This is a genomic window from Methylobacterium sp. Leaf102 (assembly GCF_001422425.1).
GTDB lineage: Bacteria > Pseudomonadota > Alphaproteobacteria > Rhizobiales > Beijerinckiaceae > Methylobacterium.
In genome coordinates this window covers 35,382-61,140 of the sequence record NZ_LMMX01000037.1, presented here as the reverse complement: position 1 = coordinate 61,140, position 25,759 = coordinate 35,382, and the positions used below count along the sequence as shown (strand labels likewise).

Below are 25,759 nucleotides of genomic sequence, written 5' to 3'. Positions count from 1 at the left end.
ATTGCCGGTCGCATCAAAGAAAAACATCAGCCGCGGCTCGCCAGGGCGACCCCGGCGGCGGCGAGCGCCATGCCGGCAAGCTGCACCGGCGCGAGGGATTCGCCGAACAGGCCGTAGGCCATCAGGGCCGAGACCGGGGGGACGAGGAACAGCAGGGAGGCGACGCCCGCCACCGCCCCACGCCGGATCAAGAGCAGAAGCAGCAGGATCCCCGCAACGGAATTGACGAGGACCGACCAGGCGAGGCCGAACCAGGCCGGAAGGGTGGCGTCGAACCGGCCGGTCCCGATGAGAAGCGCCACGGGGATCGCCAGGGCGGCGGCACCAACGAATTGGATCGCGGCGTTGGACAGGAGGTCGGCGGACCCGCCCCGGCTCTTCTGCCACAGGGTCCCGCCGGTCATGGCGACCATGGCGGCGAGACAGGCGGCGAGCGCCGGCACCGGAATGCCCGAGGTGCCGCTTGCCCCGACCTTGGGGGCGAGCACCAGGGCGGCGCCTGCAAAGCCCAATCCAATGCCGGACCAGCGCCGCGGGCTCACCCGCTCGCCCAGTACCGGCCCGGCGAGGAGCGCCGTAAGAAGGGGCTGGAGGCTGCCGACGAGGGCGGCGATGCCGGCCGGCAGGCCGTTCTGCACCGACCAGAATACCCCGATGACGTAGATGCCCTGCATCAGGATGCCGGCCACGAGGGCGTCGGCCCAGCCCCGGCGCCCGCGCGGCCAGCGCGCGCCGAGCATCGCGGCGAGGACCGCCAGGACGCCGGCGACGCAGACGACGCGCAGGGCCACGAAGGTCACGGCATCGGCATGGGGCGCCACGAAGCGCGCGGCGACGAAGCCCGTCGCCCAGATGAGCACGAAGACGGCCGGCACGGTGGCCGTGGATCCGGGGGAGGATGGGCTGGTCATGCTGGTGGCGCAGGCACCACAGTGCGGCCTGGAACACAAGGCACGCCGGATCGATGCACCCCCCAAACGCCCCTTCCGCGTTGCGCCGGACCCCGGCGTCGCGTTTAGAGGACGGCCGATCCGTCGACCGACGACGCATCAGCAGAGGACAAGCCCGCCCCCGTGAGCCGCCTGACGAAGCCCCTCGAGATCGGAAGCGTCGCCGCCCGGCGCTTCATCGCCCATGACGGCTGGGCCATCGCCAGCCACATCGCCCTCTCGATCCTCATCGCGCTGTTCCCGTTCCTCATCCTGCTGGCCGCGCTGGCCGGCCTGTTCGGCACCAAGTCGCTTGCCGATGAAGCCGGGGTGCTGATCTTCGACGCCTGGCCGCGCGAGATCGCCAAGCCCGTGGTCAACGAGATGCACCGGGTGCTCACCGAGCAGCGCGGCGGCGTTCTCACCGTCGGTGCCGTGCTGGCCCTGTACTTCTCCTCGGCCGGGGTCGAGAGCCTGCGGGTCGGGCTCAATCGCGCGTACGGCCTGCGCGAGCAGCGGCCGTGGTGGCTCACGCGGCTGGAATCCATCGCCTACGTGATCTGCGGCGCCCTCGCGATGCTGGCCTTCGCCCTGCTGGTGGTTCTCGGACCCCTGATCTGGCGCAACGTCATCAACGTCGCCCCCGGCCTCGAGCCCCTGAGCCTGACGGTGGCCATCGGGCGCATCGGCATCACGGCCTTCCTGCTCGTGAGCGTCCTCGTCATCGCCCACAAATTCATCGCCACCGGGCGGCGCTCGTTCCTCGCCGTGATTCCGGGTGTCGCCGTGACCCTGCTGCTGTGGTTCCTCGCCGGCCTCGGTTTCGGCTACTATCTCGACCGGTTCTCCAACGCCTACGTCTCGACCTACGGGAGTCTGGCCACCGCCATGGTGGCCCTGGTGTTCCTGTACTGGCTCGCCGCGATGTTCCTGTTCGGCGGCGAGATCAATGGCACCGTCATTGCAGCGCGGCGCGTGCGGCTCCAGGCGCGGATGCGGGAGAAGCAGGCTCGGGCCCACGGTCTTTAGGGGTTCACCCGGCTTCGACGACCCGGACGCTTCATCTGCGCACAGGGGACGCAATGACATGCGCGTGTGACTTGCGCGGCCTATTCCCTCCCACCAGGGCCGGGCATAGGGCGGAGGTCGGCGCGGCGGCCGGCCGGAGAGGGTTTCCATGCGGATCAGGTTCGGTTGCGAGATGGGCTACGAGTTTTCCCATCCGACCCCGCTGATCGCCCGTCTCAACACCTATCCGGTCAAGGGGCTCGCGGCCGTCCCGCCCGACGTGCTGCAGCTCGATCCGCCGGTGCCGACCAGGACCTTTCGCGATGCCTTCGGCAATCGCACCGTGCGCTTCCTCGCCCCGGCGGGCTCCATCACCCTTAGCGTTCACGCCGAGATCCCCGACGACGGCGCCCTCGACGCGATCGTGCCCGACGCCGTGGAGCACCCCGTCGAGCAGTTGCCCGAGGAGGCCCTGCCCTTCCTCGTCGCGAGCCGGTACTGCGAATCCGACCTGCTGTCCGACGAGGCCTGGGACCGGTTCGGGCACCTCGAACCCGGCTGGGCGCGGGTGCAGGCGGTGTGCGACTTCGTCCACCACCACATCACCTTCGGGTACGCCTTCTCGCATGTGGACCGTACGGCGGTGGACGCCATGGCGGGCGGGCGCGGCGTGTGCCGGGATTACGCGCACCTGTTCGTCGCGTTGTGCCGGGCCCTGAACGTTCCGACGCGCTACTGCACCGGCTATCTCAGTTTCATCGGCGAGCCCGAGCCGCACGGGCCGGGGGATTTCGCCGCCTGGACGGAATGCTATCTCGGCGGCGCCTGGCACGTGTTCGATCCGCGCAACAACGCCCCGCGCCGGGGCCGCATCCTCGTCGCCCGCGGGCGTGACGCGGCGGACGTACCCCTCACACACACCTTCGGCGGCAACCGCCTGACCAAGTTCCGGGTGTGGGCGGAGGATGCGGCGACGCCGCATCGGGAATAGCGCGCCCGGCGCGCAGCGCCACCGCGACTCAGCCGAGCGCCCTCCTCGATCCCGGCCGAGCCGGAGATCGGGGAGGGCCTTTTCGTTCAGGCCGCGAGCTGCATCGCGACAGGCTCTTCCGCCGCCATGAACTGGGCTCGGGCCAGATCGGCGAAGCGGCCGTTCTGCTCCACGAGGCTGTCGAAGGTGCCAGACTCGACGATCCGGCCCTCGTGGAAGACGAGGATGCGGTCGGCGTTGCGGATGGTCGCGAGGCGGTGGGCGATGACGAAGGTGGTGCGGCCCTCCATCACGGCTTCGAGGGCGCCCTGGAGCTTGCGCTCGGTGGTGGCGTCGAGGGCCGAGGTTGCCTCGTCAAGGATCAGAACCGGCGGATTCTTGAGCAGGGCGCGGGCGATCGACAGGCGCTGGCGCTCGCCGCCGGAGAGCGAGCGGCCGCGCTCGCCGATGACCGTGTCGAGGCCGTCGGCCTGACGGGCCATGAATTCGGTGGCCTGGGCCCGCTCGAGGGCGTCGATCATCTCGGCATCCGTCGCGTCCGGCCGGCCGACGAGGAGGTTCTCGCGGATCGAGCGGGCGAACAGCATCGGCTCCTGGAACACCACGCCGATGTTGTGGCGCAGGGAGGACAGGCCGATGTCGCGGATGTCGGTGCCGTCGATGCGGATGGCGCCGTGGTCGGGGTCGAAGGCGCGGTGCAGCAGGCCGAGGGTCGTGGACTTGCCCGAACCCGTGGTGCCGACGAGCGCAATGGTCTCGCCGGCCTGCGCCGTGAACGACACGTCCTCCAGGGCCTTGCGGCGGGAATTGTAGGAGAAGCCGACGGCGTCGAACGAGACGGCGCCGTCGAAGCGGGCGACCTGAGCCGCACCGGGACGGTCGTGCACCGCCGGGGTGGTGTCGAGGATCTCGAAATACTCGGCGATCTTGGGCATCTGCTGGAACAGGCCGTTGATGCAGGTGGCGACCTGATCGAGGCGCGAGACCAGCATGGTGGCCAGACTCATGAAGGCGACGACCTCGCCGACGGTGGCCTGGCCGTGCTGGTGCAGGGCGATGCCGGTGATGAAGATGGCCGTCATGGTCAGGGTCGCGGAGGCGCGGGTGGCGACGTTGGCGAGCGCCCACCAGGACAGGACCGGGATCTGGGCCGCGAGCAGGTTGCGGATGATGTCGTGCATGGCGTCCTTCTCCGCCTTGGCGCGGGTGAAGGACTGGATGACGGCGACGTTGCCGAGCGCGTCCGAGGCGTGCTCGGCGAGGCCCGACTGATATTCCTCGACCCGGCCCTGCAGGGTCTCGGTGCGGCGCATGACCAGGGTGGTGAGCACCGTGAAGGCCAGCACCAGCACGACGAGGATCGAGCCGAGCTGCCAGTTCACGAACAGGGTCATGGGCAGGAGGACGGCGAGCGACACGAAGGCGACGAAATGGTCGCGGAAGAAGCCGAGCCACAGCCAGAACATGCCGTTCGAGCCTTCCAGCATCGCCTTGAGGACGCGGCCGGAATGGTTCGAGGAATGGAAGGCGAGCGGCAGTTCGAGGACGTGCTCGAAATAGTTCGCCATGGACGACAGGCGGTTGCGGTGGGCCAGCCGGTCGGCGTGGAGCGCGATGGTCACGCCTGCCGCGATGGTGAACAGTCCGAAGGCCACCCAGGCGCCGATGAGGGGCGCCAGGGTCGCGAAGGCGTTGGACTTGGCGTTCAGGTGGGTGAGCTGGTCGATGATCCGGCCCATGAGCAGGGGCTCGGCGAAGGCCGCGACGGCGAGGGCGACGTTCGCCGTCGCCAGAACCACCGCCAGGCGCTTGTCGGCCCCGAGGAGGCCCATGACGCGGGCATAGAGACGAATCAACGACATGATACCGTTCGCTCCGAGTGCCGATCCTGGCGCGGCCCGCATGGGGTTGGATGCGCCGTGACGCGTCGCCGGTCCGGTCTCCGCCCGCCGCGTGCGGGGTCGGCCAAATCCTTGACGTGACGCGCTTATGGCGTTCGCTCCCTGAACGGCGAATGACACGATCGGCCAAGCCGCGCGAGGTCTTTTACGGTTCGTTCACGCTGAATCCGCCAACGTGGGGACGGCGCCTCGTCCCGGGGCGCTCTCGCGGCCCCCGACGGCCGCCGAAGGCTCGGTGATCATGGACCTCGCAACCGGTATCGGGCTCATCGGCGGCTTCCTCACCGTCTTTGTCCTGATCATGATCGATGGCGGCAATTTCGCCGCCTATTTCGATAAGCACGCGGTCATCGTGATCTTCGGCGGCGCCACCGCCGCGACCATGATGCGTTTCCCGTTCTCGACCATGATGCACGGCCTGCCCATGGGTCTGCGCTACGCGTTCTCCATGCGGGCGATCAAGCCGCGCGAACTCATCGAGGAGATCACCCGGATCGCCGACGTGGTGCGCAAATCCGGCCCGATGGCCCTCGAAAGCATGGAGATCTCCGACCCGTTCCTCGCCCAGGGCGCGCGCTACATCGCCGACGGCTACGACCGGGACTTCATCCGCGACACCATGGAGCGGGACCGCGACAACTTCCTCATGCACCTCGACGAGGGCTCGAAGATCTACCGGGCCTTCGGGGATTGCGCGCCGGCCTGGGGCATGATCGGCACCATCCTCGGGATGGTCACCATGTTCGCCAACATGTCGGACCCGTCGAAGCTCGGGCCCGCCATGGCGACGGCCCTGCTCGCCACCCTGTACGGCGCGCTCCTCGCCAACATGGTCACTCTTCCGCTCGCCGACAAACTCCACGTCAAGCTGGAGGAGGAGGACGTCTCGCGCTCGCTCATCATCGACGGCATCCTGCTCATACGCGATTCCAAGAGCTCCTCGCTCGTGCGCGAAATGTTGATCGCATACCTGCCGCACAATCACCGCGACGAAGTCGGGGCCGAGGCGGCCTGACGGGCGCGACCGGTCCGACGGGCGAGAGGGAGACCAAGTCGTGGCCAAGAAGAAGCGCGGCGCGCATGGCGGCCACGGCTGGTTCGTGACCTTCGCGGACCTGATGGCGCTGCTCATGAGCTTCTTCGTGATGATCGCCGCCTACTCGACGCAGGACCAGAAGAAGATGCAGGCGGTGGCCGGCTCCATGCGCGACGCCTTCGGCGTCAACAAGGAATCGCGCTTCGCCGGCATCATCGAGAAGGACGGCTTGCCGACGGCGAACTTCGTCAAGCACAAGCGCGACATCCCGCCCGAGCAGTCCACCGACCACACCAATCCGCCGGACGTCGAGGGGACGGCGGACGACGGCGCACCGGACACCGGCATGCCGGAGGCGTACGGCCTCGCCGCCGCCAGCCTGCGCCAGGCCCTGCAGGACATGCCGGAGATCGCCGAGGCCTCGAAGAACATCATGGTCACGCCGACCGCCAAGGGCCTCGACATCGCCATCGTCGATCAGGACGGCGCCTCGATGTTTCCGGACGGGTCGAGTCGGCCGAACGACCGCACCCGGCGCCTGCTGGAACGTTTGGCGCCGACCTTGCGCAAGATGCCAAACCGCATCGCCATCGCGGGCTTCACCGCCTCGGAGCGTCCCGGCGCGCGGCCCGCCGCTCCGCCCTGGGAGCTCTCGGCCAACCGGGCCATCTCGGTGCGGGAGATCCTCGCCGGCAGCGGCGTGCCCGACGATCGCTTCGCCTCGGTGACGGGCAAGGCCGACACCGAGCCGCTGTTTCCCGACAACCCGTTTCTCGCGGCCAACCGCCGGGTGACGGTGACGCTCCTGTCCGAGGCGCCGGTGGTTTCGCGGAAGATGAAGTTCCCCTGACGGGGACGCTACTTCGACACCAGCAGCGCCCAGTAGACCCGATATTTCGAGTTCGGCGCGTAGGCCGTGGCGATGCCCATGCGGGTGGCGTCGGGCGCCAGCATCACGGCATTGTGGGCCGGGCTGTCGCGCCACCCCGAGAACGCCTCCGCCAGGGTGTGGTAGCCGGCCGACAGATTGGCGCCGGCCGACGGGTGGCCGAGGCGCTCCATGGCGACGCGCACGGTCTGGGCGCGGCTCGGCCGATCGGCGGCCGCCATGGCGGCGGCCTCGGCTTCGGCGAGCTTCTGCAGTTCGGGGTCGAGGCGCAGCGCCGTGCCGCCGGTGCGGGCGCGGTAGGCCGAGATCATGTCGCGGGCCGTGGCCGCGTCGACCTGCGCCGCGGCGGTGGTCATCGGCCAGTACAGGCTCGGCAGGGCCGTGGCGGTCTCGAGGGGCTGCTGCGTCGCGCACCCCGTGAGCGTCGCTCCGGCGACGAGGCAGGCTCCGAAACACACGCCCCGGACACCCGAAAATCCCTGGCCCACCTGCTCACCCCTTCGGCATCTCGGCCTCCCGCCGGCCCGCCGATCCGTTCGCGTCGCCCCTCGGCTCCGCGAACGAACTGGCGATCCGGCCCATGGCCTCCTGGAACGGTTCGAGCCCCTGCACGACGACGTTGCTGGAGCCCGGACCCATGGCCGGGATCATTCCGACCTCGGACAAGGACTTGAACACGGCAAAGTTCAAATCGTTCTGCACCTTCAGGCCGAAACTCACGTCGATGATCATGGCGATGAGCTCGAACTCGAGGAACGGGTCGCCGATCTTGCGGAAGACCACCCGGGGCGGAGGCTCCTTCAGCACGTCCGGGTGGGCGCTGGCGCAAGCGACCAGCATCTCGGCGGCGCGCACGGGGTCCTGGTTGCGCAGGACGTTGACCGTGATGGAGACCCGGCCTGTACGGTCGCCTCGGACCCGGTTCTTGACGATGCCGGAGATGAGGTTCGAGTTCGGCACGATGACGGCGGAGCGGTCGAAGGTCTGGATCTCCGTGGAGCGCACGGAAATGCGCTTCACGATGCCCTCGCTGTCGCCGATGAGCACCTGGTCGCCGACGCGGATCGGGCGCTCCCACAGGAGCAGCAGGCCCGAGACGAAGTTGTTGACGATGGATTGCAGGCCGAAACCGATACCGACCGACAGGGCGCCGGCCACGATGGTGAGTTTCTCGAGACTCAGGCCGAGATACGAGAACGCGAGCGCCAGGGTGAGCAGGAAGCCGCAATAGCCCGCGATGGTCGAGATCGAGTTGCGCAGGCCCGCATCGAGGTCGGTGGCCGGCAGGTAGGTGTTCTCGAGCCAGCGCTGGATCGCCCGGGTGACGGCCATGCCGAGCACGAGCAGGCCGACGGCCAGCGCGATGGTGGAGAGCGAGATGGTGACGTCGCCGACCTTGAATCCGAAGAAGGCGCTGCGCACGGAGGTGAACACGTCCGTCGAATCGAGGCCCCAGGGGGCGAGCGCCAGGAGGGCCGCGACCAGGATGAGGACGACGCGGGCGAAGCCCGTGGCCAGCACGGCGATCTGGTTCAGGGAGCGCTTGCGCAGGCCGGTGTTGGCCTGGAGCGCGGTCGCGATCTTGGTGTCGTCGCGCAGGGTCCCGCCGATGAAGGTGTCGGCGCTGCCGATGAACAGGAACAGCAGCACGAACAGGCTGGCGGTCCAGACGAGCTGGTCGATGAGGAAGGTCGAGAACGCGACGTAGCCGACGAGCGCGGCCGCGCCGATGACCGCCACCGCAGCCCAACCGAGGAGCCGGGCCGGGCCGCCGATGCCGGTGGCGGCCTCGGGCGCCACGTAGGGCCCGAAGCACGCCTCCTCCTTCTCCGCCGTGTCGGCGAAGCGGTGCAGGCCGATGGCGAGGATGAGGGCGGTGGCGATGGCGCCGAGGCCGCGCGTGGCGATGGAGATCGGCAGGGCCGCGGAGATCGCGGAGTTCAGGGCTTCGACGGATTTCACCACGGTGATCACCACCGCGATGCTCACCGCCAGGGTGGTGATCCGCGAGGCGGCCGCATCGGTCATCGTCGTGGTGCGCCAGGACGGCTTGTCGGGCGACAGCAGGGCGTCGGCCAGGGCCTCGACGAAGGCGATGAAGGCGAGCCCGATGAGGATCGCCCCGGCTACCGGCAGCAGCCGCATGGGCAGGAGGTTGGTGACGTCGAGGGCGTAGTAGACCGCATAGCTCCCGAGGACCGCCGGCACGGTGCCGAGGAGGAAGACCCGCCAGGCGGCCAGCAGCTTCTTGCGCTGTGACGGATCCGTGGCCTTGGCGTCGCGCCGACCGAGGCGCGGGGCGATGTTGCGGCGACCGAAATACAGGGCGATGGAGATGCCGAAGGCGATCCCGAGGAAGAGCAGATTGGTGAGGGTGCCGTTGCGCGCGAACAGGTCGGCGGTGTCCGAGACGGCGTTCTGAAGCGCGCGGACGTCGCGCGGGATGTCGGCGGCGATCCGCATCCACAGGTCCGGGGTGACCAGGGCGGTGGAGCGCTCGAACAGGCCGCGGGTGAAGGCCGCGCGGCGCTTGTTGGTGACCTGATCGACGATCTGGTCGCTCTGCACGAGGAGGGATTTCGCGAGGCGCTGGGTCTCGTCGATCTCGGCCACCGCCTGTTCGCGCTCCGTGCGCTCGCGGGCGACGTCCTCGCCCTCCGCCCCCTCTTTCGGCTTGGGGCCGAGTTGCGTCAGGCGTTCGCGGGCCGCTTCCAGACGCGGCGTTGTGAGATCGATCACGTGGCGGATGCGGTCGGCGATGGCGTCGACGCCGTCGCGCGCGCGGGTCAGGTCGCCGCTGCCGACTGTCTCGCCGGCGAGGATCTTTTCGCGGTGTTCGAGGTCGTCCTTCGCCTTGTCGAGGGTGTCGCGGACGGTCTTGATCTCCTCCGACACCACGGGCTTCGGGGCCGGAGGCTTGGCGGGTGCGGCCGGCTGGGCGACGGGTGGAGCAGCCGGCGCGGCCGGCTGGGCGGCGGGTGCCGCCGGCTGGGGCGCCTGTCCGAAGACCGCGCCGGGAACGAAGCTCGCGAGGCCGAGCCATCCCGCTGCCAGGACCGGGACGAGACGCAGCCTGCGCCCGGTCCCGCCGGGCATGCGACGCACCCTCCCCTCGGTGGGCCGATGAGCGGTCGGGGCGTTCGTCTCGTGCAAGGTGCCGTCCTTCGTGTCGGGGGCCCTGCCCGCTCGGAATGGCGCGGCGTGCCGGGGCGACGCTGCGGGATCGCACGAACGAGGCCAGGGCGATCAGGGTCGGGAGAGGCGGCAATCGCCGAGCAATGGGGCGAAAGGCTGACCGTGCCCCGCCCCGGCCGCATCGCTGGCGTGCGGATCGTGGGCAGACGACCTGTGGGGAAACGAGCTGCCGGCCCGGCGACCCGTGGGCATCGCTCCTTGTGGGCATGGCGTCGCGCGCATGCGGGGCGACCTTCACAAGCGTGTCATGCTGATATTAGACTAACCCGTGATGGACTTTGCCTTTTCGTATCGGTGCGAGGAGGTGGTGACGGTCGTCCGCGTCGAGGGACGTTGCCACCAGCCGGGCGCTTTCGCCCGATGCGACCGCTTTTGGCCTAAGCCTTTCGTGATTTCTGCCGCGCCTGCGCCGCTCCGACGGCGCCTTCTGCGCGCGCCCGTCCACCGGACGCACCGGTCCAAACTCCGAAAACGTTTGATCTTTCATCCGACAGGGGCAGCGCGCCGGGCGATTCCCGCGCGTTGTCCCCGTGTCGACCCGCCGAGAGGGGTGCGCCATGCTGGATCTCCAAACGCTCGTGCTGAACGCCGATTACCGGCCGCTGTCCTACAATCCGCTCTCGCTGTGGTCCTGGAAGGACGCCTTCACCGCCCTGTTCCTCGACCGCGTCACCCTGGTGGCGAGCTACGACGTCGAGGCGCGTAGCCCGAGCCGCTCCCTGCGGGTGCCGAGCGTCGTCGCCCTCAAGAGCTACGTGACCCTGGCGCGCAGCCCGGCCTTCACCCGCTACAACATCTACCTGCGCGACACGTTCTCGTGCCAGTATTGCGGCCTGCGCCTGCCGTCCGGCGGGCTCACCTTCGATCACGTGGTGCCGCGCTCGCGCGGCGGGCTGTCGAGCTGGGAAAACGTGGTCGCGGCCTGTTCGCCGTGCAACCTGCGCAAGGCCAACCGCACCCCGGCCGAGGCCGAGATGCCCCTCTTGCACGAGCCGCACCGCCCGACCCGGCACGAGCTGCACCGCCGCCAGCCGGAATTCGACCACCGGCAGTACCACCACACCTGGGTGGACTACCTCTACTGGGATTCCGAGCTGGAGAGCTGATCAGAACCGGCGCGGCGGCTCGTTGTAGAGGGGCAGATTGAGGGAGCGCGGCACCCGCACCACGGGCAGAGGCGGCGGCGGCGGCAGGTAGGCCGGATCGCGATAGGCGATCTCGGGCGGCGGCAACGGCCGGTGACGGAGTTCTCCCCCCGCCTGTGCCGGGCCGAGACCGGCGAGGACGAGGCTGGCCGAGGCCAGTCCGGCGCTGAGGACGAGGCGGATCATGGTTCGGGCGTTTCCGGCATCGGTGAAATCGATCGGGTGCGGCACCCCTATCCTACCCCGCCAAAAGCGAGTGCTGCCTTAACAAGCCCGCGCGTGTTCCGTCCCATTGCGTAGCGGCCGGCCATCCACCGGAGACGGTGTCGAGGCAAAATCAGAACTTCACGGCCGCACCGCCGCGCACGGTGTTGAGATTGACCTTGTGGCCGTCGAAATCGTTGAACAGCACGTACTGATATTCGCCGCGCAGAATGATGTTCGACGTCAAGGCGTATTCGATGCCGGCTCCCAGAGCGACGCCGGCGACGACCTTCGTCGATGCCCGCCCGACGATGCGTGGTGCCGCCACGACGCTGGCGTCGGGATTGTTTCGGTTGAACGCCGCGTAGCCGAAGTTGGCGACGTTCACCTGGGCTCCAGGTGCGGTGGTGGTCGTCGTCGTCACGCCGCCCGTCGTGGTCGTGGTGCTGCTGGTGGTAGCGGTTGCTACGTTGGCTCGATACGCCGCTTGATCGTAGCCATAATTGTTGATGGCGACGCTGTCGGTGATCTGCGCCCGACCGATGGCCACACCACCCGTCACGAAGGGCAGGAAGTTTCCGAACGCGAAGCCTGCGCGAGCACGGGCGGTTCCGAACTCCTGAATCTTGGTCGTCGAGACTCCGGACAGCGCGACGGTTTCGAAGAAGCCACCCGTGGTCGTACCGAAACGCGCGATCCGGTCCGATGTCAGGCCGGTCTTCTCGAACCGCGTGTAGTCGGCCTCGATACCGATGACGGTATCCTCGAACTGGTAGTTGAAGCCCGCATAGGCCCCGAAACTGGTGCCGTCGACGCGCTGCGACCGCGCCTGGAGCAACGTCGATGCGTTGAACTGCCCTTCGGCCGTTGTTGCGAGCAAGGCGCTCGCGACGAGCGGCTGAAACACATTCCTGTAGCCGAGCGCGGCCGACGTATAGCCGCCATGCCCACCGACATACACGCCGTTCCAATCGATGATCGGGGCCGCCGGCTCGTAGTCCGGGCCGCGCAGGACGCCGTAATCGAGGTCGGCGGCGCCGGCGGTGGAGCCGGCGCCGAGGGCGAGCGTCGTCAGGAGCGCGAGGGTCAGGGTCCGCATCGATGTCGTCCTCAAGGCGTCAGATCGACTGGGTTTTTACTGAGCCTGTTCTGGAATGTGTACTTGAGTAACCTTAACGGAGCGTTTCGATCTCCGAAGCCGGCCGGGCCTACTCGTAGGGGTTTCCGCTGCTCCACACCGTGGGCAGTCCCTGCAGGCTCGGAATGCCGTCGCGGAAGGCATAGCGCAGGCCGACGCGGACTTCGTTGGCGGCGAGGTCCTTGAGGCTGCTGCCGGACCGGAAGGCATCGAGGCCGGATTCGGCGCGCCCGAGATCGACGTAGCGGTAGCTCGCATCCAGGCTGAAGCCGGTGCCGAGCTCGTAGGCGACGCCGCCCGTGAGCGCCCAGGCGAGGTTGGTGACGGAGCGGTTGGGCCGGATCACCGCCGGGCGTGGGCCCGCGCCCGGCCCGCCGTCGCAGGCGTCGATGAGGCAGGTGGTCTGGGTGTAGCCCCGGCGAAAATCGTTTCGTGCGAAACCGACTCCGGCGCCGATATACGGGGTCAGGCCCCACCAGGTCCCGAGGTCGGCGTAGACGTTGACGAGGCCCGTGAGTGCGCCGAGGCGCCCGGCCTCGACGTTGTAGCCCGTGGCGAAGTTGGTGCGCGACGAGTACGCGCTGTAGGTCGAATCCTGGCGCTGGTCGAAGGTGGCGTCCACGCGCAGCCAGGGATTGATGCGGTAGCCGACGCCGCCGCCGTAGCCGGCCTCGCGGCTCAGGGTCCGCCGCACCAGGGGCGGCATGCCCGGATCGTTGGGATCGGGCAGCGTCGCGTCCGTCGGGCGCAGCGGAAAGCTCTCGGTGAAATCGGCGCGGAGATACCAGCCGCCGCCGATGGGCACGGGGGCGGCCTCCGGCGGCGGGGGCGGCAGCAGGTCGGCGCCCCACGCGGGCACGAGGGCTGCGAGCGACATCAGGGTCAAGGCCGATCCGGCGACCGCGGCGCGCGTCCGCCCATGGGCGCGATGCGAAGGGCGCGTCTGCTGTGTCATGCTGTCCCCGAACCGTTTGCACGCTGTCCCGGGCGGCACGCACCCGTAGGGACCGACCTGGCTGTCGTCATGTGCGCGAGTATCGGAGAGGAAGGTTAGGAGCGGATTAAGCTTAACGCGATTGCTGGCGAAGGTTTGCTGTCGCAAACCAAGACGGCGCGAACCGGAGGGTTCGCGCCGTCTTGGTCATGGGCGCTGTGACGCCCAAGGGTGTGTCAGTACTTGCGGATCAGCGGTACCGGCTCGGGCTGGTAATCGGCGATGACCGGAGCGGCGACGATACCGCCGAGCATCCAGCGCATGCCGATGCGCACATCATGGGAGGTGACTTCCTTGAGCTTGTAGGAGGCGCCGGCACAGCCCGGATCGTTGAAGCAGCTCACCGAGCCGGTGCCGACATGGCCGAGGTTCATGTAGCGGTAGCCGAGCTCGAGCTTGAGGTTCGGCGTGACGCTGTAGCCGAGGCCGGCCATGGCCGCCCAGGCGAGGTTGGTGGTGCGCTTGGTGGCGGCGATGCCGAAGCCGCCGGCGGCCGAACCGGCGCCGGTGTCGTTGAAGCCGTGCACTGTGTGGAAGGCCGAGCCGACGCCGCCGCCGATGAAGGGCGTCACGCCGTACCAGCTGCCGAGATCGACGTAGCCGTTGGCCATGGCGACCACGGTGGAAAGGTTGCCCTGGTCGTAGTCGATCCCCTTGGCCGGAACGCCGTTGCCGTAGGGCAGATCGAACTTCTCGACGAAGGAGAAGCGGCCGCCGCCCCGGTATTCACCGGTGATGTCGCCGCGCAGGAAGCCGTTGAACTGGTAGCCGACGCCGCCGCCGCCGAAGAACTGGTCGCCCATGCTCTTCTGATGGATCTCATAGTTCGGCGGCAGTGCCTTGCCCGGCACGGTGGTCACCACCTTCTCGTAGCTCGCGGCACCCACGCCGATATCGCCGCGCAGGTACCAGCCGCCGCCGATCTCGACGGGCGGGGGCAGCGGCTCGGGCGGCAGGGGGGGAAGCAGGTCGGCGGCGTATCCGAGGCTGGGCGCTCCCACGCTCGCAAGGAGCGTGAACGAGCGCACCAAGGCAGACAGCTTGGAGCGGCGCATGGAATTCAGTCCTTCACTCGACCGTTTGCCGGGAGCGACGAGGCGCCGGCTCGGATGACGAAGGCATGATTGGCGCAACGGGGTTAAATCAGGCTTAACGTTAAATCTTATCCTTGCCGGACTATGACGAGACAAGTGGAGACTCCGGGTCAAGTCAGGCGGGCAGGCCGGCGTCGATCCGGACCGGTGCATCCGAACCTGCACCTGTGTAGACACGCGGCGATGCGCCCCGAGGATGTCCGTGCCCTTGCCCTGTTGCTCCCCGGCGTGGTCGAGGCCGCGCATCAGGGGCATCCCGATTTTCGCATCGGCGGCCGGATCTTCGCGACCCTGTGGGTCGAGGAGGAGCGGGTCGTCCTGAAGCTCACGCCCGGCGACCAGGAACACCTGCTGGCCGAGGCGCCGGACCTGTTCGCGCCCGTGCCGGGGGCATGGGGGCGGCGCGGCTGGACCAACCTCGACCTGTGGGACGCCGACGAGGCGGTGCTGCGCGACGCCCTGCTGGCGGCGTGGCGCAACGTGGCGCCGGCGGCCCTCGACGGGGATTGAGGGCGATCAGGCCGCGGCTTTGGCCACGGCGTCCACGACGGTGTCGACCACCTCCGATACCAGGGCGCGGTCGTCGCCCTCGGCCATCACGCGGATCACCGGCTCCGTGCCCGAGGCGCGGATGACGAGGCGACCGTCGTTGCCGAGGCGCTCGCGGGCCTGCGCGATGGCGGTCACGACCGAATCCGCCCGCAACGGCTCGCCTGCGCGGTAGCGGACGTTGCGGAGGATCTGCGGCAGGGGATCGAAGCAGTGGCAGACCTCGCTGACCGGCCGGTCGGAGCGCTTGACCACGCTGAGGAGCTGCAGGGCGGCCACCAGACCGTCGCCGGTGGTGGCGTAGTCCGACATGATGATGTGTCCGGATTGCTCGCCGCCGAGGTTGTAGCCGTGCTCGCGCATGTGCTCGAGGACGTAGCGGTCGCCCACCGCCGTGCGCGCCAGGGACAGGCCTATGCCGCCGAGGTAGCGCTCGAGGCCGAGGTTCGACATGATCGTCGCGACCAGCCCCGGCTGGGTCAGGCGGTCGTCCTCCTTCCACGAGCGGGCGACGACGGCCATGAGCTGGTCCCCGTCCACGGACTGGCCCTTCTCGTCGACGATGAGAACCCGGTCGGCGTCGCCGTCCAGGGCGATGCCGATGTCGGCGCGGAGTTCCCGGACCTTGGCGGCCAGCGCCGCCGGCGCCGTCGAGCCGACATCCTGGTTGATGTTGAATCCGTCCGGCTCGACCCCGATGGCGATGACCTCGGCGCCGAGCTCCCACAGGGTCTCGGGCGCGACGCGGTAGGCCGCGCCGTTGGCGCAATCGACCACGATCCGCAGACCGTCGAGGGTGACGTTGCGGGGCAGCGAGCGCTTGGCGAACTCGATGTAGCGGGCATGCACGCTCTCGATGCGCTTTGCCCGGCCGAGATCGCGCGAGCCCGACAGCCGCTTGTGCATCTCGCCGTCGATGAGCGCCTCGATGGCGCGCTCCACGTCGTCGTTGAGCTTGAACCCGTCCGGACCGAACAGCTTGATGCCGTTGTCCTCGAACGGGTTGTGGGAAGCGGAGATCATCACGCCGAGGTCGGCCCGCATGGAGCGCGTCAGCATGGCGACCGCGGGCGTCGGCATCGGACCGAGCTGGAGCACATCCATGCCGACCGAAGTGAAACCGGCGATCAGGGCCGTCTCGATCATGTAGCCCGACAGGCGGGTATCCTTGCCGATCACCACCCGGTGACGATGGTCGCCGCGCTGGAACAGGAGCCCGGCGGCCTGGCCGACCTTGAGGGCGAGTTCGGGCGTGATCACGCCGTTGGCGCGCCCACGGATGCCGTCGGTGCCGAAATACTTGCGCGACATGGGTTCGCGATCCGTCTGCTGTCTGCTGCGGTGGGCCCGGAATCCGCCTCCGAGGCTATCCCGGCACGGTTAACGCGGCCCGGACATGCGTGAGCCCGCCGGGGGGCGGGCTCACGGGCTTATCCCAGGGGATTCGAAGCGTTCAGGCCTGGGGCTGCGGTTCCAGGCCGCCATCGGTCTCGCGCGGCCGGCCGCGACCGGCGGAGGGAACCGACGAGCCCCGGACGGTGCTTGAGGGACCATCGCCGGAATCGCGCACCGGCGGCTTGCCGGCGATGAGATTCTTGATCTCGTCGCCCGACAGGGTCTCGTATTCCAGCAGTCCCTGAGCGAGGGCTTCGAGGTCGTCCTTGTGCTCGCCGAGGATGCGGCGGGCCTCCTCCAGACCGGTCTCAACGAGGCGGCGGACCTCCGCGTCGATCTTCTGGGCGGTGGCTTCCGAGACCGTCTGCTGACGGCCCATGGACATGCCGAGGAACACTTCGTCGTTGTTCTCGCCGTACGCGACGGTGCCGAGTTCGGGGCTGAAGCCCCAGCGGGTCACCATCATGCGGGCGAGACGCGTCGCCTGCTCGATGTCGGACTGGGCGCCCGAGGTCACCTTGTCGGCACCGAAGGTCATCTCCTCGGCGATGCGGCCGCCCATCATGATGGCGAGACGCGAGGTCATCTGCTCGAAGCTCATGGACAGCTTGTCGCGCTCGGGCAGCTGCATGACCATGCCCAGCGCCCGGCCGCGCGGGATGATCGTCGCCTTGTGGACGGGGTCGGTGGCCGGCACGTTGAAGGCGACGATCGCGTGGCCGCCCTCGTGGTAGGCGGTGAGACGCTTCTCATCCTCGGTCATGACCAGGGTGCGCCGCTCGGCGCCCATCATCACCTTGTCCTTGGCGTCCTCGAACTCGTGCATCGTGACGATGCGTTTTCCGCGACGCGCCGCCAGGAGCGCCGACTCGTTGACGAGGTTCATGAGGTCGGCGCCCGAGAAGCCCGGGGTTCCGCGCGCGATGACCTTGAGGTCGACGTCCGGTGCCAGCGGCACCTTGCGGACGTGGACGCGCAGGATGCGCTCGCGGCCGACGACGTCGGGATTCGGCACCATGATCTGGCGATCGAACCGGCCCGGACGCAGGAGGGCGGGGTCGAGGACGTCGGGCCGGTTGGTGGCCGCGATGATGATCACGCCCTCGTTGGCCTCGAAGCCATCCATCTCCACGAGGAGCTGGTTCAGGGTCTGCTCTCGCTCGTCGTTGCCGCCCCCCAAGCCGGCGCCGCGATGGCGGCCCACCGCGTCGATCTCGTCGATGAAGATGATGCAGGGCGCATTCTTCTTCGCCTGCTCGAACATGTCGCGGACGCGGCTTGCGCCGACGCCGACGAACATCTCGACGAAGTCCGAACCCGAAATGGTGAAGAACGGCACGTTGGCCTCGCCCGCGACCGCCCGGGCGATCAGGGTCTTACCCGTGCCGGGGGGGCCGACGAGGAGAACGCCGCGCGGGATGCGGCCGCCGAGGCGCTGGAACTTCTGCGGGTCGCGCAGGAATTCCACGATCTCCTGCAGGTCCTCCTTGGCTTCCTCGACGCCGGCGACATCGTCGAAGCTCACGCGGCCCGAAGCCTCGGTAAGGAGCTTGGCCTTCGACTTGCCGAATCCCATGGCCCGGCCCGCGCCGGACTGCATCTGGCGGCTGAGGAAGATCCAGGCGCCGATGAACACGAGGATCGGCAGCCAGCTCACGAGCAACTGGATGAACCACGGCGTGTTGTCCGACGGCGGCCGCGCGGTGATCTGCACGCCCTTGCTCTGGAGCTTCGAGACCAGGCCGGGGTCGTTCGGCGCGTAGGAGGTGAAGTTGCCGCCGCCGACGTAGGAGCCGCTGACGTCCTGCCCGGAGATCACCACCGTCTGAATCTTGCCGGCATCGGCATCGTTCAAGAGCTGGCTGTAGGCGATCTCAGCGCCGCCGCCGCGATGTCCCGGATTCTGGAACAGCGTCACGAGGGCGAGCACGAGCAGGAAGATGACGACCCACAAGGCGAAATTGCGGAAGTTCGGGTTCATCGATCAATCCCTGGGGGGCATCCGGGCCCGCGGCGCGAATGGGGCGGATATCAGTCCGGACACTCCGAGCCAATGTAGGCAGCCCCGCCCCCCTTGCCAAGTAAATCGCGTACTCCTGCGGCAAGGCGGTCCCCAGCCCCGTCGCCGCCGGTCCTGGCCGGTGCCGGCGCGAGGGTGAACCCCCTCCCCCGCGTCAGGGAAACCAGCAGGCCCGCCAGGGTCCGGCGCAGGGGCGCCCGATCCCGAAGAGCCGGGCGCAGGGCGTCGAGCACGAGGGATTCGATTCGCTCCAGGCGCGGCCGTCCCGCCCCGGCCTCCGCGAGGGCCAGGGCGACGACGCGGATGAGGACCGCGTCCGGCAGGTTCGCCAGCCCCGATGGGTCGAGGCGGACCAGGGTGGGAGCATCGGCCGGACGGCGCGCGGTGACGTAGGCGGCGCGGGCGGCATCGGTGAGAGCCGCGTCGTCGCGGGCGCACCGCGCGGCAAGTCGCGTCAGGCGGGCGTCGCTCAACCCCTCCCGGGCGAGGTCCGGCAGGAGGCGGCGCAGCCGGGCGCGGGCGAAGCGGGGATCGGCGTTCGACGCATCTTGGATGGGGGTGAGGCCATGGGCGACGCAATACGCCACGAGGCCGGCCTTCGGCAGGTCGAGGAACGGTCGTCCGAGGCGGACCCGACCGACGAGGGGACGCACGGCCCGCATGCCGGCGAGACCCGCCGGGCCGCTCCCGGCCAGCAGGCGCATCAGCACGGTCTCGGCCTGGTCGTCGCGGGTGTGTCCGGTGAGCACCCAATCGAGACCGAGCCGTTGCGCGTGGGCGCCCAGCAAGGCGTAGCGCGCCCCGCGCGCCGCCGCCTGGAGGCCGTGGGCCGGCTTCGGGCCGGTCCAGGCGAGGATGCGGTGCGGCAGTCCGAAGTCCCGCGCCAGGGTGGCGACGCCCTCCGCCTCGACGGCTGAGGCGGCCCGCAACCCGTGATCGACGGTGGCGACGTGGAGCGGGATCGTGGGACCGACCCGCTTGAGGGCCTGCTTGGCGGCCCGCATCAGGGCCGTCGAATCGGGACCGCCCGAAACGGCGAGCAGCACGCCGCCATGCGGGATCGCGGGCGCGACGTAGGGAGCGAGCGCCGCCTCGATGGCGGCAGGGTCGAAGTCCGGCGCGGTCACGCCGCGCAGCGGGCGCGCTTCTGCTCGCGGGCCACACCCTGCCGCACGGAGGGGGCGGCACCGGGGAACTTGCGCTCGAGTTCGGCCAGCGTCGCGCAGGCCTGCTCACGGGCGCCGAGGGCGTTGAGCGAGGTCCCGAGCTTCAGCATCGCGTCCGGCGCCTGGGCCGAGCGGGCGTAATCCGTCGACACCTTCAGGAACTGCTCGGCCGCCTCGCGATTGCGATTGCGCTGGAGGTAGCTCTCCCCGAGCCAGTAGGTCGCCGCCGGCACCAACCCGTCGCGCGGGTGGGATTGGATGAACTGGCGCAGGCCCATCTCGGCCTGCTCGTACTGCCGCTGCAGGATGTAGGCGTAGGCCGATTCGTAATCGGCGCGGGCGTCACCCGTGGCGGTGGCGGCGACGCCCGGGCGGGCCGGCGCCGCGATGGCGCCCGTGGTCGGTACACGCGACGGCGGCGTGAGATCGACGGGGCCGCCGAAGCCGGGCGGCGACAGGCCGGGCTCCTCGTCGTCGGCCTCCACCACCGTCGGCGGCACCGTGCGGGCGCGGGGCGCCTCGGCCAAAGGCGCCGCGGACATGGCGTTCGACGACATGGCGTTTGACGACATGGCGTTCGAGGGCGTCGTGGTGCCGAGCTGCATCGGTGCGCCCGGTCGGCCGGGGTTCTGGTCGGGATCGAAGGCGTCGCTGCGTTTGGCCGGCTTCTGCGGCGCCGGATTGCCGCTCGGGGATGCCGCACCGCGACCGCCCTTGGCCTCCTGCAGGCGGAACTCGACATCCTCCTGGAACTTGCGAAGCTGTTCCTTGAGCTGGCGGTTCTCGTGTTGGAGCGTCTCGATCTGTCCCGCCTGCTGGCGCGACTGGTTCTCCAGCCGGTTCAGGCGCACGACGAAATCGGACCCGTCCTGGGCCGCCGCGGGCGACAGGGCCGCGAGCGCGAGGCAGGTGACGAGGAGGAGGCGACGGAGCATGGCGATCGGCACCGGTGAACGTGTCCCGCGAAGGCCATCGACTGGCCTCCCGCCCCATAACAGGTGTGCCGCATTGCGGCAAAACGCGGGCGCCCCGTTTCCGAAAGCGCCCGCCTCTCGCGTGATCAGGAACCGGCGCCGCGGTCGAGCACGGTGACGGCCCGCCGGTTCTGCGACCAGCACGAGATGTCGTTGCACACGGCGACCGGCCGCTCCTTGCCGTACGATACCGTGCGGATGCGGCCCGAGGCGATGCCGCGCGCGGCGAGGTAGTCGTTCACCGCCTGGGCGCGGCGGGCGCCGAGGGAGAAGTTGTACTCGCGGGTGCCGCGCTCGTCGGCATGGCCTTCGACGAGGAAGGTGTAGCGCGGGTAGCGCTGGAGCCAGGCCGCCTGTTTGTCGAGGGTGGCCGTCGCCGTGGACGTCAGGTCCGTCGAATCGGATTCGAAGAACACCCGGTCGCCGATGTTGACCACGAAGTCCTGGGCGCTGCCGGGCGTGCCCGCCCCGGCCCCGTAGGCCCCACCCGCGCCGGCGCCGAAGCCGGAGGCGTCGGCGAGATCCTTGTCGTTGCTGCAGGCGGCGACGCTGAGCGCGGCGCAGAGCGCCGCCGCGAGGCTGAACACGCGGGAGCGCGCGATCGTGGTCATGGTCCTGTTCTCCTCGAACGGCGCCGGCGCGCGGCGCGGCCCGATATCCGGGGCTGGTGCGGTGTCTTCAGCCCCGTTGTCTAAGCCGGGCAGGTTAAGCGAAGGTTCCGTCAACCTTGACGGAGCGTTTCCACCATCGATTCGCGGCAGATGACGTGCGAGCCCGCACGCCGATGCCGATGGGACTATCGTCATCCGACAATACGGCGGCGTCGGGACGGTTCGATCGAGCCCGATCTTTCGCGCATTCGTGTCGCTTCACCGCAACGGTCGGCCTCGCGGCCGTGCGATCGCCCGGTCCGGATCTGCCGCGTTCGGTCAGGCGGCGCAGGCCGCCAACGGGGTCTCGGGCCGCGCGCCGGCTTCCATCGCGCAGATGGCCGCGATCGCCCCTTCTGCCGCGGCGCGGGCCGCCTTCAGAGGAGCGGCCAGATCGGCTCCGAGGAGGCAGGCCTGCTCCATCTCAAGGCAGCACCGCGACAGGTCGAAGAACCCGAGCGAACCGCTGACCGAGAGCAGCGTGTGAGCATCGTGGCGCAGGGCCAGGCGGTCGGTATCGGGCCAGCCAAGCCGCTGCGAGATCTCGATCCTGAGATGGCCCAGGAGGTCCATCAGCCGCGCCTGGCCGAACACTCCTTCGAGCTCGGCCAGGGTCGCCGGATCGTAGACCGGCACCACGCCGGCGACCCGCGACGCGATGCCCGCTGCGAACGGAACATCGAGGGCCTGCGTGCTGTCGATCGGAGGCGCGGATGCGGGCACGGTCAAGCCACCGCTGGAGTTGAAAGAGGCTTAACCATTATCAGGATAGACGCGTCGTTGCAAAGAGTTGGGGCGAAGAGTTGGGACGGGTGATGGATTCCCACTGCCGGGTTCTGATCGTCGAGGATAACTACCTGCTGCTCGACATGCTCAGCCGTGTCTTCGATCAGGGTGGCCTGAGCGTCGTCGCGGTGTCGAGCGGCGAAGCGGCGCTGACATCCATCCGCGAGACCGGCCCGACCATCGACTGGCTGTTCACCGACATCAACCTGCCCGGCCTCGTCGACGGCTGGAGCGTGGCCGACGCGTTCCGGGCGCTGCATCCCCGCCGTCCCGTGGTCTATGCCTCCAGCGGCACGTATCCGCGCAATCGCGCCGTCAGCGACAGCCTGTTCGTCGCCAAGCCGTTCCGGATGCAGCCCATCGCCGAACTCGCCCGGGGCATCGCCGCCGCATCGGGTCTGCGCGCCGCCGGATAGCCCGGGGCCGGGGATTCAGGTGAACAGAGCCCGCACCGCCGGGTCTGCCCGCCAGGCCGCGACGCGCGGACATACGAGGCGGTCCGCCGGATGCCGGGCGTAGGCGGAAAAGCTGCCGGCGACGAAGGCGGAGCGATCGAACAGAATCGGGGCCGCGCCCCATTTCCGCTCCCTGGGCTTGTAGTGCGTGGTTCCCGGGAGGCCGTAGCGCCGCGCGATCTCCGGATAGAGCGGCCAGACCGCATCCGACACGAGGTCGTCGGCGAGATAGTCCTCCGCCGCGACGGACAGGGGCGCGAGACCCGCCTCGCGGGCGAGGCGGTGGGCGATGTCGGCGAGCACGAACAGCTTCGGATGGTTGAGGACGTGCATGAAGCAGCCCCGCCGCGACCAGCGCGCGAGTTCCGCGTCCAGGGGAAACGCGAGGTCGCGCGCGCTGCCGAGGAGGTAGGTGCTGGCGTGGTCCCAGGCGTCGTAGTAGCCGAGCCGCGCGTAGACGTCGTCGCGGAACAGGCGGACGGTCTCCGCCACGGTGCGCCCTTCGAGGTACGCGCAGAGGGCGATGGCCGAGTGATACGGCCCCATGGGCGAACGCACGAGGTGGGTCGCCGACAGCGCGTCGACATCGCCGACATGGACCATGTCCGGGTGGAAGGCCGGAAACAGGATCGTGGGGAACAGGCGTAGGCGTGCATCCCCCTGTGCCAGGGCGTGAACGTTGCCGCCCGTGACGAAGCCCTCCGGGAAGAACTGCGAGAACACGTGGTCGAAGGGCGCGAGGTGGTCGCGCAGGCGCGTCAGGGTGGCGTGGTCCCGCCGCAGGGTCGCCAGGGGGACGAGGCTGACGCGGGCCTCGGGCAGGAGCAGGCTGAGGGCGCGTGCGATGCCGTCGGCCTGGCAATTGCCCAGCACGGCGATGCGGCGACCCGTTCGGACCGGCTCTCCCGAAGCGACGGCCCGGCGCCATGGTCCCGCCCAGGATGGCGACCAAGAGCAGACGCGAGATCTGAACGATGAGACGGATCGCGTCAGGGTCTCGACCCGTGCGACGGCCCGGTGCGGCCAGCCTGTGAGCGAACGGATGAGAGGTGCCGCCGTGGTGATGAACCCTTACGCCGATCTACCGGCCGAGCGATTCTGGCGCAAGGCCGTGGTCGGGGTGCCGCCCTTCGCCCTGGCGCCGGGGCCCAGCGGAGTGTTTCTCATCCCGCCGGGGGCCCGGGTCGCCACCGCGGGAAGCTGCTTCGCGCAGCACGTGGCGCGGGCGCTCACGGAGGCCGGCTTGGGCCGCTACCTCGCCGAGCCGGCGCCCCCCGGCCTGTCCGAGGCGGAGGCGGAGGCGCGCCAGTACGGCACCTATTGCGCCCGCACTGGCAACGTCTACACCGCGCGCCAACTGCTCCAGCTCTTCGACCGGGCCTACGGAACCTATCGCCCCGAGGTGACCGCGTGGACCCGGCCGGACGGACGCCTCGTCGATCCGTTCCGCCCCGCCGTCGAGCCCGATGGCTTCGCTGACGAAGTGGCCCTCCTGGCGTCGCGCGAAACGCACCTCGCGGCCGTGCGAACCATGTTCGCGGACCTCGACGTGTTCGTGTTCACCCTCGGGCTGACGGAGGGCTGGGAGCATCGCGCCGACGGGGCGGCCCTGCCCGTGGCGCCGGGCGTGATCGGCGACGCCTTCGATCCGGCGCGCTATGCCTTCGTCAACGCCCGTGCGGGCGCCGTGCGGGACGACATGCTGGCGTTCCTCGACCGGCTGTTCGCGGTGAATCCGGGCGCCCGGGTGATCCTCACGGTCTCGCCGGTGCCGCTCATCGCGTCCTACGCCGACCGGCACGTGCTCGTGTCCAACGCCTACAGCAAGGCGGCCCTGCGAGTGGCGGCGGAGGAGGTGGTCGAGGCCGAGCCGCGCGCGGTGTACTTTCCCGCCTACGAGATCGTCACCAGCACGGCCAATGCCGGCCGGTACTACGCCGAGGATCTGCGCTCGGTGACGCCCGAGGCCGTCGCCCACGTCATGCGGGTGTTCCTCGGCGCCTTCACGGATGCGGCGCCCGTGGCCCGGGTGCCCCACCCGCTCGGCCTCGAATACGCCCGCGCGGCCGGCGTGATCTGTGACGAGGAAGCCATCGAACGCAGCCTCGCCTGAGGCCGTCCGGCCCCTACTGCAGGTGCTTGAAATAGGTGTCGCCGGCCGCGCGCTTCAGTTCGGCGCCGGCCTCGGCGCCGATACGGGCGGCATCGGCGACGGAGCCCGCGCGCTGGACCGCCCAGTGCGCGCTGCCGTCGGGCAGGAACAGCAGGCCGTCGAGGGACAGGCTGTCGCCGTCGATGCGGGCCAGCGCCGCGATGGGGGTGCGGCACGAGCCGTCGAGTTCGGCGAGCAGGCCGCGCTCGGCGGCGAGTTCGGCCGTCGCCCGTGCGCTGACGAGGGGGGCGAGGAGGGCCCGCACGTCGGAATCATCCGCGCGGCACTCGATGCCGAGCGCGCCCTGCGCCACCGCCGGCAGCATCTCCTCGACGGCGAGCACGGAGCGGGCCATGTCGGCCATGCCGAGGCGCTCCAGCCCGCACAGGGCCAGGAGGGTGGCGTCGCAAGTGCCCTCCTCCAGCTTGCGCATCCGGGTGTTGGCGTTGCCGCGCAGGGGGACGATGCGGAGATCCGGCCGCCGCATGAGCACCTGGGCGGCCCGGCGCAGGGACGAGGTGCCGATGCGGGCGCCGGACGGCAGGTCGGCGAAGCCGGATGCGCGTGGCGACAGGAACGCGTCGCGCGGGTCGTCGCGCTCGAGGATGCAGGCGATCACGAGCCCTTCGGGCAGCCAGGTCTCCACATCCTTCATGGAATGCACGGCGACGTCGACCACGTCGGCGAACAGCGCCTGTTCGAGTTCCTTGGTGAACAGTCCCTTCCCGCCGATCTCCGAGAGCGGCCGGTCGAGGATGCGGTCGGCCACGGTGTTGACCACCACGATCTCGGTCTCGAGCCCCGGATTGGCGGCCACGATCTTGTCCCGCACCATCCCGGTCTGAGCGAGGGCCATCGGGCTGCCGCGCGTGCCGATGCGGAGGGGGCGCTGGGTCTTGGGCGAAGTCATCGGCGCGGATCGCTCCGGGTGGGTGTCCTGACACCGTGGTACGCAGTCCGCACGGCCCTGTCACCGGGCATCCGGGGGCCGCACGGCGCATGCGAAGCGGGTTTCGCACAAGCGGCCCCGGTTCCGCCTCGAACCCCGCTGGGGCGCGCGTGAGCAGGTCCGCTCGCGACGAGTCGAT

General features: G+C 69.6%; 24 protein-coding genes. 8 read left to right on the top strand and 16 right to left on the bottom strand.

Going from position 1 to position 25,759, the window contains the following annotated elements:
* Positions 1-26 precede the first annotated feature (26 nt).
* The gene (locus ASF27_RS16400) at positions 27-911 is read right to left on the bottom strand and encodes a DMT family transporter (protein WP_056173334.1); all 885 of its coding nucleotides are present in this window, start codon (positions 909-911) and stop codon (positions 27-29) included.
* Positions 912-1,073: 162 nt separating this feature from the next.
* Here ASF27_RS16400 and ASF27_RS16395 point away from each other — a divergent pair, with 162 nt between their 5' ends.
* Together ASF27_RS16395 and ASF27_RS16390 are read left to right on the top strand one after the other, a co-directional pair.
* Positions 1,074-1,958: a YihY/virulence factor BrkB family protein gene (locus ASF27_RS16395; protein WP_056173331.1), complete on the top strand. Its 885-nt coding sequence runs from the start codon at positions 1,074-1,076 to the stop codon at positions 1,956-1,958.
* 148 nt (positions 1,959-2,106) lie between these two features.
* A complete protein-coding gene (locus tag ASF27_RS16390; RefSeq protein ID WP_056260992.1) occupies positions 2,107-2,928 on the top strand; it encodes a transglutaminase family protein in 822 nt (273 codons plus the stop codon).
* A gap of 86 nt (positions 2,929-3,014) precedes the next feature.
* Here the strand turns inward: ASF27_RS16390 and ASF27_RS16385 are convergent, their stop codons facing one another.
* Positions 3,015-4,790, bottom strand: a complete 1,776-nt coding sequence (locus ASF27_RS16385) for a glucan ABC transporter ATP-binding protein/ permease (RefSeq protein ID WP_056260994.1) — start codon at positions 4,788-4,790, stop codon at positions 3,015-3,017.
* Between the two features lie 280 nt (positions 4,791-5,070).
* Between ASF27_RS16385 and ASF27_RS16380 the strand changes: the two genes are divergently transcribed.
* Both ASF27_RS16380 and ASF27_RS16375 read left to right on the top strand, forming a co-directional pair.
* On the top strand, positions 5,071-5,844 hold the full coding sequence (locus ASF27_RS16380; protein ID WP_056173321.1) for a MotA/TolQ/ExbB proton channel family protein: 774 nt from the start codon (positions 5,071-5,073) through the stop codon (positions 5,842-5,844).
* Positions 5,845-5,884: 40 nt separating this feature from the next.
* A complete protein-coding gene (locus ASF27_RS16375) occupies positions 5,885-6,715 on the top strand; it encodes a flagellar motor protein MotB (protein ID WP_056173318.1) in 831 nt (276 codons plus the stop codon).
* A gap of 8 nt (positions 6,716-6,723) precedes the next feature.
* On the opposite strand, the gene ASF27_RS16370 is transcribed toward ASF27_RS16375, so the two are convergent.
* The gene (locus ASF27_RS16370; RefSeq protein WP_244476647.1) at positions 6,724-7,242 is read right to left on the bottom strand and encodes a CAP domain-containing protein; all 519 of its coding nucleotides are present in this window, start codon (positions 7,240-7,242) and stop codon (positions 6,724-6,726) included.
* Positions 7,243-7,246: 4 nt separating this feature from the next.
* Positions 7,247-9,850, bottom strand: coding sequence for a DUF3772 domain-containing protein (locus tag ASF27_RS16365; RefSeq protein ID WP_056260995.1), 2,604 nt, complete (start codon positions 9,848-9,850; stop codon positions 7,247-7,249).
* A 656-nt stretch (positions 9,851-10,506) separates the two neighbouring features.
* On the opposite strand from ASF27_RS16365, the gene ASF27_RS16360 reads away from it, so the two are divergent.
* Positions 10,507-11,055 carry an HNH endonuclease gene (locus ASF27_RS16360; protein ID WP_056173314.1) on the top strand — a complete coding sequence of 183 codons (549 nt, stop codon included), beginning with the start codon at positions 10,507-10,509 and terminating at the stop codon, positions 11,053-11,055.
* Here ASF27_RS16360 and ASF27_RS16355 read toward each other — a convergent pair whose 3' ends face one another.
* The 4 genes from ASF27_RS16355 to ASF27_RS16340 form a co-directional block, all read right to left on the bottom strand.
* A complete protein-coding gene (locus tag ASF27_RS16355; protein ID WP_156398881.1) occupies positions 11,056-11,280 on the bottom strand; it encodes a hypothetical protein in 225 nt (74 codons plus the stop codon).
* Positions 11,281-11,431: 151 nt separating this feature from the next.
* Complete coding sequence (locus ASF27_RS16350) at positions 11,432-12,397, bottom strand: porin family protein (RefSeq protein WP_056361750.1); 966 nt, start codon at positions 12,395-12,397, stop codon at positions 11,432-11,434.
* A gap of 109 nt (positions 12,398-12,506) precedes the next feature.
* Positions 12,507-13,391, bottom strand: coding sequence for an outer membrane beta-barrel protein (locus ASF27_RS16345; RefSeq protein ID WP_056361747.1), 885 nt, complete (start codon positions 13,389-13,391; stop codon positions 12,507-12,509).
* Between the two features lie 215 nt (positions 13,392-13,606).
* A complete protein-coding gene (locus ASF27_RS16340) occupies positions 13,607-14,485 on the bottom strand; it encodes an outer membrane beta-barrel protein (RefSeq protein ID WP_056173301.1) in 879 nt (292 codons plus the stop codon).
* Between the two features lie 222 nt (positions 14,486-14,707).
* Here ASF27_RS16340 and ASF27_RS16335 point away from each other — a divergent pair, with 222 nt between their 5' ends.
* Entirely contained in the window at positions 14,708-15,034 is a 327-nt protein-coding gene (locus ASF27_RS16335) for an MmcQ/YjbR family DNA-binding protein (protein ID WP_056173299.1), read from the top strand.
* 6 nt (positions 15,035-15,040) lie between these two features.
* On the opposite strand, the gene glmM is transcribed toward ASF27_RS16335, so the two are convergent.
* The 6 genes from glmM to ASF27_RS16305 form a co-directional block, all read right to left on the bottom strand.
* On the bottom strand, positions 15,041-16,384 hold the full coding sequence (gene glmM, locus ASF27_RS16330) for a phosphoglucosamine mutase (protein ID WP_056173296.1): 1,344 nt from the start codon (positions 16,382-16,384) through the stop codon (positions 15,041-15,043).
* Positions 16,385-16,526: 142 nt separating this feature from the next.
* Complete coding sequence (gene ftsH / locus ASF27_RS16325) at positions 16,527-18,449, bottom strand: ATP-dependent zinc metalloprotease FtsH (protein WP_056173293.1); 1,923 nt, start codon at positions 18,447-18,449, stop codon at positions 16,527-16,529.
* Between the two features lie 50 nt (positions 18,450-18,499).
* Entirely contained in the window at positions 18,500-19,615 is a 1,116-nt protein-coding gene (gene tilS / locus ASF27_RS16320) for a tRNA lysidine(34) synthetase TilS (RefSeq protein ID WP_244481025.1), read from the bottom strand.
* Positions 19,612-20,589 carry a tol-pal system protein YbgF gene (gene ybgF / locus ASF27_RS16315; protein WP_056174108.1) on the bottom strand — a complete coding sequence of 326 codons (978 nt, stop codon included), beginning with the start codon at positions 20,587-20,589 and terminating at the stop codon, positions 19,612-19,614. The genes tilS and ybgF overlap by 4 nt, the downstream gene beginning before the upstream one ends.
* Before the next feature lie 125 nt (positions 20,590-20,714).
* Positions 20,715-21,239, bottom strand: a complete 525-nt coding sequence (gene pal, locus ASF27_RS16310) for a peptidoglycan-associated lipoprotein Pal (RefSeq protein ID WP_056306015.1) — start codon at positions 21,237-21,239, stop codon at positions 20,715-20,717.
* 318 nt (positions 21,240-21,557) lie between these two features.
* Complete coding sequence (locus ASF27_RS16305) at positions 21,558-22,001, bottom strand: Hpt domain-containing protein (RefSeq protein ID WP_244473823.1); 444 nt, start codon at positions 21,999-22,001, stop codon at positions 21,558-21,560.
* Positions 22,002-22,093: 92 nt separating this feature from the next.
* Between ASF27_RS16305 and ASF27_RS16300 the strand changes: the two genes are divergently transcribed.
* Entirely contained in the window at positions 22,094-22,480 is a 387-nt protein-coding gene (locus ASF27_RS16300) for a response regulator (RefSeq protein WP_056173286.1), read from the top strand.
* A gap of 15 nt (positions 22,481-22,495) precedes the next feature.
* Here the strand turns inward: ASF27_RS16300 and ASF27_RS16295 are convergent, their stop codons facing one another.
* Positions 22,496-23,392, bottom strand: a complete 897-nt coding sequence (locus ASF27_RS16295) for a WcbI family polysaccharide biosynthesis putative acetyltransferase (protein ID WP_056361744.1) — start codon at positions 23,390-23,392, stop codon at positions 22,496-22,498.
* 190 nt (positions 23,393-23,582) lie between these two features.
* On the opposite strand from ASF27_RS16295, the gene ASF27_RS16290 reads away from it, so the two are divergent.
* Positions 23,583-24,632 (top strand): GSCFA domain-containing protein, encoded by a 1,050-nt coding sequence (locus ASF27_RS16290; protein WP_056361741.1) that lies wholly within the window; start codon positions 23,583-23,585, stop codon positions 24,630-24,632.
* Positions 24,633-24,645: 13 nt separating this feature from the next.
* Here ASF27_RS16290 and hemC read toward each other — a convergent pair whose 3' ends face one another.
* A complete protein-coding gene (gene hemC / locus ASF27_RS16285) occupies positions 24,646-25,581 on the bottom strand; it encodes a hydroxymethylbilane synthase (protein ID WP_082479229.1) in 936 nt (311 codons plus the stop codon).
* Positions 25,582-25,759 lie beyond the last annotated feature (178 nt).